The following is a 10048-nucleotide window of genomic DNA, read 5'->3' on the forward strand; positions in this document are numbered from 1 at the left end:
CGGAATCTGGTTGCGACACCATCTTACACTTAGGCTCCATTGTCGTCGTCGTCGTCGCGGAAACCCACATAGAAAAAATTACGGAAGGCTATATCCGGCAAGGGGTTCGCAGCCCGTGAGAAGTCGTTGTCCTTTACCATTCTCCAATGTGATGCTAGGGTAACACTGTCGGAAGGCGGGATGAACACCCCCCCGATAGAATCTGCCTTAGCCACCCTGAGCCTGCACACGATGTCGATCCGAATCCTCCTAGCCGACGACCACGAGGTCGTCCGCAGCGGCCTGCACCACCTTTTCGAAACGACGGAAATCAGCGTCTGCGGCGAAACGGACTCGATCGACAAAGTTCTCGCCCTGGCCGAAACCACGAACCCGGACCTGGTTTTACTCGACGTCCGGCTGGGCGAAGGGGATGGCCTTACGATCGTGCGTGCTCTGCGAAACCGCCGCCCGCCGGTCAATGTGCTTCTTTTCTCCGCCCACGACAACCCGACGCATGAAGCTCGGGCCTACGCCGACGGAGCCAACGGCTACATCTATAAGTCGGCCGATCGCGATCAGCTTCTAGCGGCCGTCCGCAAGGCAGGGACAGGCGAAATGCTCTGGGACCGAACCGACCAGCGCCGGCTCACCAACTTCGTAAAAACGACCCGACCTTCGATCGGCGAACACGCTCCGCTTACCGCCCGCGAGCAAGAGATTCTCGCGATCCTCTCGACCGGCGCGACCAACAAGCAGATCTCCGAGCAATTGAGCATCAGCGCGGAAACAGTCAAGGAACACGTGCAGCACTTGTTGCGGAAGATCGGCGTGAACGATCGGACCCAAGCAGCCGTCTGGGCAGCCCGCAACGGCCTGATCTAGCTCAAGCCGGCCCGCGGGAAGGCTTCCCCCTAGCGAGTCTTAATCGGTCGGGAAGCGTTCAAGACCGTCCATTGAGCTTCGACCTTCTTCAAGTTGCCGAGAAATTGCGGAGCCGGAATGAACCCGGCCATCCGCGCCACCTCGACCTTGTCGCTTCGCAGAACCACGGTCGTCGGGTACGACTTCACTCCAAGTTGTCGCTCCAGTGCCGGGCTCGAGCCCCGTTCGACACGCAGCGGAACGAACTTCGCCCCCAGCTCTTGAACGACGGTCGCCGTGCGGAAGGTTTGATCTTTCATCTTCACGCAGTAAGGGCACTGCGCCGAGGTAACGAACACGAGTACCGGCAAGTTATTCTGCCGTGCCAAGCGGCAGGCCTCTTCGACATTGGTTTGCCAAGCAACAGGTGCAGCAACAGCAGCCGCAGCGGTCTTCGCTTCCGGTGCGGAAGTCGCCGCTACCTGGACTACCGTTTTCTGATTGCGGCGCGAGCTCTCCCCTTCGGGAATGCCGCGCGAGGCCGAACCGACCGGTTCGATAGCGCTCGTCGCCGAGCATAGCCCGAGCAACATGATCGACGCAGCATGAAATCGAAGCGAAGCGCGCATCGTAGGCCTCCTTGCCGATGGCGAGCCGATCCTTGGCTCGCAACTTGGTTCCGCAAATCTGTTATCGTCGTGCGACAGACCGGACAAGCGCAAGAACACCCACCGCGAAAACAATCGCTTCGTTCGGAATAGATTAACGTCCGTGCGGCACGCTACCGTACGAAATCCGCAGCTAGCGTCGCATCAGCGGTGCGGAAACGTAGCACAGCAACGTCTTCGACGGCACGATCAGCTTCGCGCTATCGGGGGGAGCAGGGCCGTCGAGCGCCGGGTAGATGTCGTGCGGGCTCTCGGCCGCCGTGTTGACGAACAATCGCCACTTCGTTTGGCTCGCCAACGCCGGAAGCTTGAACTCGCGCGGCATCGTGCCCGAGTGGATCAAGATCATGATGTGCCGCGGCGCGAATTGCGGATTGCCGGTCGCCGCCGAAGCTCCCCAGATGCTGGCGAGGCTATGATCGAAGCCGTTCCAATCGTGCGGCAAGCCGTCGGCGTTGAACCAGCTGACATCGGGCAACGGATGATTTTCGTTCGGTTCGCCGGAGACGAAGCTCGCGCGGCGCACCGTCGGCTGCTGCTTGCGAAACTCGATCAGGCCTTGCGCGAAGCGAACCAGGTCGGCGTTCTTGGAAACGAGATTCCAATCGAACCACGAGATCGGGCCGTCTTGGCAATAGGCGTTGTTGTTTCCTTTTTGCGTCCGGCGACATTCATCGCCCGACACGATCATCGGCACCCCTTGGCTGAGCAGCAACGTCGCGAGCATGTTGCGCACCTGTCGGGCACGCATCGTGTTGATCTCTTTGCGACGCGTCGGCCCTTCGACGCCGAAGTTTTCGCTGTAGTTCTGGTTGTCGCCGTCGCGATTCTCTTCGCCGTTTTCTTCGTTGTGCTTATACGAATAGCTCACCATATCGCTCACGGTAAAGCCGTCGTGCGAAGTGATGAAGTTGATGCTGTGGTACGGGCGGCGACCGCTCGAAGCATAGAGATCGCTCGAACCGGCTAAGCGGGTTGCGAGCGAGCCGATCGTGCCGGGATCGCCGCGCCAGAAGCGACGGGCATCGTCGCGGTAGCGGCCGTTCCACTCGGCCCAACGGCGATTGGCGAACGAGCCGACTTGATACGCTCCGGCGGCGTCCCACGCTTCGGCGATGATCTTCGTATCGGCCAAGAGCGGATCTTCGGCGATCTGTTCGACCAAAGGGGGATTAGGGACTAAGTCGCCGTTGCGATTGCGGCTGAGAATCGAGGCGAGGTCGAAGCGGAAGCCGTCGACATGGTAGTTGTGAACCCAATGACGCAGGCAATGAAAGATCATCTCGCGGACGATCGGATGATTGCCGTTCACGGTGTTGCCGCAACCGGAGTAGTTCTTATAGTGCTCGCCGTTGCCGGCCAGCATGTAGTAGACGCTGTTCTCCAAGCCCTTGAAGCTCAACGTCGGGCCGTGTTCGTTGCCTTCGCACGTGTGGTTGAAGACGACGTCGAGAATGATTTCGATGCCGTTGCGATGCAGCTCGCGCACCATTTCCTTAAACTCGCGGCACTGACCGCCGGGCTCTTTCGAGGCGGCGTAGCCCCGATGCGGCGCGAAGAAGGCCATCGGGTCGTAGCCCCAATAGTTCACGCGCTTCAGCGTTTCGCCCATCCAGCCTTCGGTGGGAAAATCGTGAACCGGCATCAGCTCGACGGCCGTAACGCCGAGCGACTTCAAGTACGGAATCTTTTCGACGATGCCGCGATAGGTGCCGGGGAATTTCACGCCGCTCGACTTCGACGCCGTGAAGCCCTTCACGTGCATTTCATAGATCACGCTCTCGGAAAGGTTCCGCTTCACATGGCGGTCTCCTTGCCAGTCGAACGTATCATCGACGACGACGCATTTCGGCGGACGAATAATGCCGTCGGTCGAGAGCAGAAATTTGCCGGCGAGCGCTTTGGCCCACGGATCGATCAAGCGCGCCTTGCCGTTGAAGCGATGCCCTTGCTGCGGCGCAAACGGACCATCGGCTTGGAAGTGATAGAGCTGCCCGGCACCGATTCCCGGCACGTAGACGCTCCACACATCGCCCCACCGGTCGAGCTCCGGATTCAGATGGATGATGTCCGTCGGCTCGCGGTCTTCGACCCGATCGTAGAGCAGCACGCGCATCGCGGTCGCCGCCTTGCTGACGACGACGAACTGAATTCCGTCCTCTTTAAGAATGGCACCGTAAGGTAAGCCAAGCGAGAACTGCAGCGGAGGATGGGCATGCGTCATGGGACGCGTTTCTGCAAAGCTAACGAGGGAACTAGAGCTCAATAACATACCATCAGTCCGGGGCTTCGTCGGGGGGCCATGCATGTCCGACATCGGCTGCGGCGAATCGTCGGAACGTAGCGATGGGGCGGAATCTGCCGATCGCCCCGACTCCGCATCCGATTTCAGCCGCAGCCGGCGACGAAAATACCCGGCCATTGGATCGTCCTTTCCGTGAACAAAGTTTGAGCCCATCCCCCGAGCCCGTCGCATCCGCGAAGTTATCCCTAATCGGAACCGGCAAGGGAAAACTATTTGGAAAGCACCGGCCGGCGACTCACGGCTCTTTCTCCGCACACAGCGAAGGAAGTTCGACGAACGCTTCAACATACGGATGGTCAGGCCTAATAACCATTACAACCGTCGTGCGGAGCGGTGCAATTTTCGGAGCAACACTTGAATTCCGATCGGACGCAAGTAGCGTGAAATAGACACGCCGACGGTTCGACTCTTAGCCCTCTGAATCAATACCCGAATGGCCTCGTCTATGGAGTCGAATTGCCCGACACTCAATGGGCCGACGATTGACGGCCCCGCGATCGAACGGGCGTCGGTCGCCCGCGCATCGCTCGAGGCCGCCGCGAGCGATTGGCCGACGACGCGCCGCTTCGTCTGGGCCTGCCTGCTCGTATTGTCGTGCTTCGCCTATGGTCCAGGCTTTTATCGCGGCTTGGTCGAGCCGGGCAAAAACTTCGCCGACTTCTTCCAAGAATGGGCCTCGGCCCGCAACTACTTCACCGGCCGACCGATCTACACTCCGCAGCGCGAGGCGGCTCAACTTTATTTGAAGGTCACTCCGAGTCGCGAGGAGTTCTTCGTCGAGATCAACGGCCATCCTCCCTCGGCGGTTCTGCTCGCTCTGCCGTTCGGAGTCTTGACCTACGGCTTCGGATTTCTGCTGTGGAATTGGCTGTCGGTCGCGGCGTTGGGCACCAGCGCTTGGCTGATCCTGAGAGAAACCGGAATCCGCTTCAGCCGTTGGGCTTGGCTGCCCGCGCTCACGCTGGCGACCGGCAACCCGGTGTTGCAGCATTTAGGATGCGGTCAGCTGGGCGCTTTTCTGTTGCTACTGATCACGGCGACTTGGATCGCCGATCGACGCGGATACGTTGCCTTGGCCGGCGCGATACTTGCCGTCGCGACCGCCGTGAAGCTTTTTCCCGGCTTTCTGTTTCTCTACTTCGTGCTCAAGGGGAAGTGGCGCGCGGTGTTCGTCGGCGCCTTCGTCTTCGTCCTGACGATCGCACTCACGGCAGTCGTGCTCGGGCCTCAGGCGTTCGAGAGCTACATCACGAAATCGCTCCCCGAAGTGAGTACTTATCGGGCCAGTTGGGCCAACACCTCGCTCGACGGCTTCTGCCTCCGGCTCTTTAGTGCCGACTCGAAATACGCGGTCCCTCTCGTCCGTAGCGTGTGGTTGCCGCGCGTCGCTTACTTGCTCGCCGTCGCGATCTTGATCGGAGTCGTGGCGTTCGTCACGCGTCGAAGTCGCACGCGCGAGACCGAAGACATGGCCTTCGGTCTCCATCTGATTGCGCTGGTGCTGGTGTCGCCGATCTGTTGGGACCACTACTTCGTGCTCCTCATGCAACCGATCCTGCTCATCGCTTACCGCCTCGGTCGGCCAAGCCCGCTGCGCGGCATGTTCCGACTTTCGCTGGCCGTCTTGTGGCTCAATCCGCTGTTCCTGTGGACGATCGTGATGGGCGCGAACTCTCGCAACATCTTCAACCTGACCGCCTCGCTCGGCCAGAACATCACGATCGTCTCGCTGCCGGTTTACGCGGCGTGCGCGCTGTTCCTTGTGGCAGCCGTCGTCACGGAAACGGCGAGCGACGAACCGGAATATGCCACCGCGCCCATCGCAGCCTAGCCGGCGCAAGATCGCCCAAGCGTCTTACTTTCGCCCCAACATCCGATCGAGCGAATCGCTCGTCTGATGCACCAGCGCTTCCGGCCAATGTTGATAAGGGTGGAAATATTCAAACGTCAAATAACTCTTATAGTTGGTCGCTGCGAAGGCTTCGAGCACCGCGGGCCAGTTCGTCGTGCCGTCGAGCAGCGGACGGAATGATTCCAGCGAGTGGTCGGTTCCTTTGGTCGTGAACTCTTTGAGATGCACGTTCTTGATGCGCGGGCCGAGCATCTCGATCCAGTGCTCCGGATATTGATAGAGCATGATGTTGCCGGTATCGAAATGCACCTTCACTTGCTCGCTCGAAAAGGAATCGACGAACGTGATCATCTCGCTCGGCGTCATGAGGTAGCCGTTGAAAAAGATGTTTTCGATATTGAGCGACACGCCGAGTTTCTCGGCCTGCGGCAAGAGCTTGCCGATCGCTTCGCGGGCCCGACGGTCGCACACCTTCGGCGTGATCGGCGGATAATCATCGCGCCACGGAATCGTTACGGCACCCGGCACGACGAGTAGATTGTCGGTGCCGAGATCGTGGGCGCATTGCGTCATCAGGCTCGCAAGCTCGGCCGCCCGCGTGCGCTTCGCCGGGTCTTCGGCCGTGAGCGGATAGGGCCAGAAGAGAAACGAGCAGAGTCCGCTCACGGCGAGCCCGAGCGAGTCGCAGAGCTTGCGGATTTCGGTATAGCGCGCCGTGTTGCTCTTCGGCGATAGGTCGTTGTCGAGATCGTAGTTGAGCTCGATGCCGTCGAAGCCCGCCTCTTTCGCGAGCCGTAGGCATTGCTCGAGCGTCATCTTCTGAGGATACGGGAAAGCCCAGAGGTTGATCGACTTCTTCATGGCATAACGTTTCGACTCTTTGCCGACGATGGAAGCGCCGCTTGCTCCGCCGACTCCATCGGCAGCGGAACCGGTCGTGCCGACGGCAGCCGCCGACATGCCGAATGCCGCGGCTCCGAGCGTGGCGGCGAAGAGCGAACGTCGAGACAAAGCGGATTCGTCGGCGGAAGGATCGTGCGACATGCGAGAGCCCTACAGCGGAGAGAGTGGGAATGCTGGCAGTGAAGTATCCATCGCCGAGCGGTGCGAGTCTATGCGCAGTGCCGGCGATGCTGCGAGAAAGCCCTTGCCGCCGCGCCGGAGCAGCGGTACTCTCCCGCGAGTTTTTCTCGGCCGGCGCCGGAAACTCGCGGCGAAAACGAGTCGGAAACCGACATGCCTCGAACCCTTTCACTACTCGGCTGCTTCGCGCTCGGCGTATCGCTCTGCGCAGCGTCGGGTTGTAGACAAGGCCCTTATCACCTCGGCTCGGCATCGCAATACCGTGCTGCGCCGGAATTGATCGCGATGACGCAGCCGCAAATCGAGCGTGGGCAACCGCGTCGTATTCTCGACGGCATCGGTTGGGTCGTCGGCATTCCCGGCAAGCTGACGCTTTGGGACCGCCGCGTCGACAACCATCGGGTCTCCGCCGCGACCGAAGAAACGATCGGCGCCTACTTGGCCGCCAACGAGCTCACGGCCGTGAAAGTGCGGCTCAATCAATACGCCCCGCGCGACGAATGGCGACGGCTGCGCAGCAACAAAGCGGTCGCATGGGGTTGGCGCTATTCGTTCGGCACGTTCGCTTGGCTCGGCGACACGATCTTTCCCGGCCGAGTTTGGGGAGGCGACAACTACAACCCTTACACCAACACGGTGAACATCTACAGCGATGTCCCCTCGCTCGCGCTCCACGAAGGTGGTCACGCCAAAGACTTCGCACGCCGCAAATATCCGGGCACCTACGCCGCGATCTACGCACTCGTTCCGGTCGCGCCGTTGTGGCACGAAGGGATCGCCACGCGCGACGCGCTCAACTACGTCCACGATCACGGCACGCTCGCGGAAGAGCGCGAAGCCTACGTGATGCTCTATCCCGCTTACGGCACTTATCTGGGGAACAGCATCGGCGGATTCATTCCCGGCTACGGCACCGCAGCCTACGGAATCGCGCTCGTCGGCGGACACATCGCCGGACGAGCTAAGGCTTCGCGCATTCAAGCCGACGACAAACCGAACGCGACTCACTTCGCCGACGCACCGACGGAGCCTGCGTATCACACCGATCTCGTGCCGCCGGGCAACTATCGCCGCAGCGCCGAGGTCGGCAAAGCCGACGAAGGTCTGCTCCCCAGTACGCAAGAACCGGCCGACCTCTCGCCGCCGCTCTTCTTGCCCGAGCCTGCCGGCGCGCCCCAGGTCGAATGAGCGCTGCGCGTGCCGCGTCTCGTAAGCGATGGTCTTACGCTACGAAAAAAGCGGTGCGAACCTTTTGAGTTCGCACCGCTCTGAGCGTTCACGTTCGCGACCACTCACGCGAAGCGCCTACGACCTGTTGGGTCGTGGTCCGCTTCGTCGAAGAGAGTGATCGAGAGCGACTATTCGACCGGCAACTTGCCGGCCTTCAAAGCTTCGTCCCACTTCGGATTATCTTTGGCTACCTTCTCGAGCGCAGCCTTCACCTTAGCGAGATCTTTTTCGTTCTTCTCACCGATCGCACCACCGACGGCAGCGCCGTATTCGTTGCGCATCTTCTTGTCGGTCCCGGCGTGGCAGATACCACACTTGGCCGTGGCAGCGGCGGTGACGGACGGATAGGTTTCCTTAAAAACGTCGACGAACTTCGGGCGAGCTTGGGCCGAGTCGAGCGTGAGGCACATTGCCAAAGCTCCTACGACCAACGTCAAAACACGCTTCTTCATCAGCGATCTCCCAGTGTGTGGTCTATAGATGGTCTTGCGGCCGGTCGACCCCTCGGCAACCGTCCGCATGTTTTCCACAGCCGTTTTCCGCATGCATCCAGCATCGATCACGACTGCTTGATTAGTAGAATCGGTGCAAATACCCATGTCAAGCTAGAGGAACCCGGTGAATTGCGAAGCAAATATAAGCCGTCGCTTGCGCCAGTTTTTCCATTCAGAACGACATCGCACGACCGACTCCCTTCCTCCAAACATACGTCCATTATCGACTGCAAGTTCGACCATCGCGAGACGTTCCCGCGCGAGACTCTGTCTCAAATGCGGGTCTCAAATGTGGTGCTTTAACACATCCGATACGCCGTAACCGCTGCTTTAGCAACCCGTGGGCTTTTGTTACGATGCCGAGCGACCTGCCCTGCCCGACGTCGGCGACGACGCTTGCTCTTTGACGAAAGATTTTTCCATGGTTAGAACGCTGAGCACCATGCTGCCGCTCGGGACCGTCGCTCCCGACTTCTCCCTGCCCGACGTCGACGGCAAGCCGGTTTCTCTCGCCGATTTCCGCGGCTCGCCGGCCTTGTTGGTGATGTTCATCTGCAACCATTGCCCGTTCGTGAAGCACGTAGCGGCGGAACTGGCGAAGCTCGCGCGCGATTATCAAGCGAAAGGGGTCGCGATCGTCGGCATCAGCTCCAACGATATCGAAGCCCATCCGGCCGATTCGCCGGCGAAGATGAAGGAAGAGGCGGAGTTTCGCGGCTACACGTTCCCCTACCTTTTCGACGCTACGCAACAAGTCGCCCACGCCTACCATGCGGCCTGCACTCCCGATTTCTTTCTCTTCGACTCCGAACAAAAACTCGCCTACCGCGGCCAACTCGACGCGAGCCGCCCAGGGAGCGACATTCCCGTAACGGGCACCGATCTCCGCGCAGCCCTCGATGCCTTGCTCGCCGGCGAATTCGTGACTACGGAACAGCGCGCCAGCCTCGGCTGCAATATCAAATGGAAACCCGGCAACGAACCGGACTACTTTAGTAACCCCAAGTAGCAACCGCAAAGTAGCAGGCACGTTCCACGTGCCGTCAGCCACGTGCGCCATCGAAGCAGACTGCAACATCGCGACGCACGCAGCCTTCGTTCACACGCAGCTCCGTTCAATAGCCCCGGATGCATATCCGGGGCCGCACCGCAACGATCGTTCGCTATCAACTGTGGCGGACGGCACGTGGAACGTGCCTGCTACTTAAATAAAGCACGGCCGTGATCGCGAGTTGTTGCGACTTGAAAAAAGTTCGTGCGTCGTCGCCCGAGCGGGCTTGGGCTTCTTGTCAAACATTCTCTGCGCAGAGCATTCCGCCCGAACCGGCTTTCTTCGCAAAGAAAGGCTGGCTCGCGCGACGACGCACCGGACGACACCCAAGTTCAGCGAAGCGTTCTCTGCGACGTTGCAACCTAGCATTGACCGTCGTGGAAGTTTCGACCCTCGGCTTACAGTCGTCGTACGTCTCGCCTGAACGGACGACGACCGAGGATCGCGAGGCATGCGTGTTTGCCGAAGCAAACCCGTACACACCGCAGGCCGGAAGAAGACATCGAACGATTTGCTTTCTCG

General features: G+C 60.2%; 8 protein-coding genes. 4 read left to right on the forward strand and 4 right to left on the reverse strand.

Annotated elements, in window-relative coordinates:
* Positions 1-231 precede the first annotated feature (231 nt).
* Complete coding sequence (locus K8U03_11105; GenBank protein MCE9605435.1) at positions 232-864, forward strand: response regulator transcription factor; 633 nt, start codon at positions 232-234, stop codon at positions 862-864.
* A gap of 29 nt (positions 865-893) precedes the next feature.
* Here the strand turns inward: K8U03_11105 and K8U03_11110 are convergent, their stop codons facing one another.
* Together K8U03_11110 and glgX are read right to left on the reverse strand one after the other, a co-directional pair.
* Positions 894-1472 (reverse strand): DUF255 domain-containing protein, encoded by a 579-nt coding sequence (locus tag K8U03_11110; GenBank protein ID MCE9605436.1) that lies wholly within the window; start codon positions 1470-1472, stop codon positions 894-896.
* Positions 1473-1644: 172 nt separating this feature from the next.
* On the reverse strand, positions 1645-3828 hold the full coding sequence (glgX, locus tag K8U03_11115; GenBank protein ID MCE9605437.1) for a glycogen debranching protein GlgX: 2184 nt from the start codon (positions 3826-3828) through the stop codon (positions 1645-1647).
* Between the two features lie 421 nt (positions 3829-4249).
* On the opposite strand from glgX, the gene K8U03_11120 reads away from it, so the two are divergent.
* The gene (locus K8U03_11120) at positions 4250-5647 is read left to right on the forward strand and encodes a DUF2029 domain-containing protein (GenBank protein MCE9605438.1); all 1398 of its coding nucleotides are present in this window, start codon (positions 4250-4252) and stop codon (positions 5645-5647) included.
* A gap of 24 nt (positions 5648-5671) precedes the next feature.
* Here K8U03_11120 and K8U03_11125 read toward each other — a convergent pair whose 3' ends face one another.
* Positions 5672-6712 (reverse strand): sugar phosphate isomerase/epimerase, encoded by a 1041-nt coding sequence (locus K8U03_11125; GenBank protein MCE9605439.1) that lies wholly within the window; start codon positions 6710-6712, stop codon positions 5672-5674.
* A gap of 192 nt (positions 6713-6904) precedes the next feature.
* Between K8U03_11125 and K8U03_11130 the strand changes: the two genes are divergently transcribed.
* Positions 6905-7939 carry a hypothetical protein gene (locus K8U03_11130; protein ID MCE9605440.1) on the forward strand — a complete coding sequence of 345 codons (1035 nt, stop codon included), beginning with the start codon at positions 6905-6907 and terminating at the stop codon, positions 7937-7939.
* A 170-nt stretch (positions 7940-8109) separates the two neighbouring features.
* Here K8U03_11130 and K8U03_11135 read toward each other — a convergent pair whose 3' ends face one another.
* Positions 8110-8433 (reverse strand): hypothetical protein, encoded by a 324-nt coding sequence (locus tag K8U03_11135; GenBank protein ID MCE9605441.1) that lies wholly within the window; start codon positions 8431-8433, stop codon positions 8110-8112.
* Positions 8434-8896: 463 nt separating this feature from the next.
* Between K8U03_11135 and K8U03_11140 the strand changes: the two genes are divergently transcribed.
* Positions 8897-9484 carry a thioredoxin family protein gene (locus tag K8U03_11140; protein MCE9605442.1) on the forward strand — a complete coding sequence of 196 codons (588 nt, stop codon included), beginning with the start codon at positions 8897-8899 and terminating at the stop codon, positions 9482-9484.
* Positions 9485-10048: the final 564 nt, after the last annotated feature.

This window comes from Planctomycetia bacterium (assembly GCA_021413845.1).
Classification (GTDB): Bacteria; Planctomycetota; Planctomycetia; order Pirellulales; family PNKZ01; genus PNKZ01.

Bases quoted from the DNA above. Each gene is read 5' to 3' on its own strand.
- K8U03_11105 (MCE9605435.1), top strand. From the start codon at position 232: ATGTCGATCCGAATCCTCCTAGCCGACGACCACGAGGTCGTCCGCAGC.
- K8U03_11110 (MCE9605436.1), bottom strand. From the start codon at position 1,472: ATGCGCGCTTCGCTTCGATTTCATGCTGCGTCGATCATGTTGCTCGGG.
- glgX (MCE9605437.1), bottom strand. From the start codon at position 3,828: ATGTCGGACATGCATGGCCCCCCGACGAAGCCCCGGACTGATGGTATG.
- K8U03_11120 (MCE9605438.1), top strand. From the start codon at position 4,250: ATGGCCTCGTCTATGGAGTCGAATTGCCCGACACTCAATGGGCCGACG.
- K8U03_11125 (MCE9605439.1), bottom strand. From the start codon at position 6,712: ATGTCGCACGATCCTTCCGCCGACGAATCCGCTTTGTCTCGACGTTCG.
- K8U03_11130 (MCE9605440.1), top strand. From the start codon at position 6,905: ATGCCTCGAACCCTTTCACTACTCGGCTGCTTCGCGCTCGGCGTATCG.
- K8U03_11135 (MCE9605441.1), bottom strand. From the start codon at position 8,433: ATGAAGAAGCGTGTTTTGACGTTGGTCGTAGGAGCTTTGGCAATGTGC.
- K8U03_11140 (MCE9605442.1), top strand. From the start codon at position 8,897: ATGGTTAGAACGCTGAGCACCATGCTGCCGCTCGGGACCGTCGCTCCC.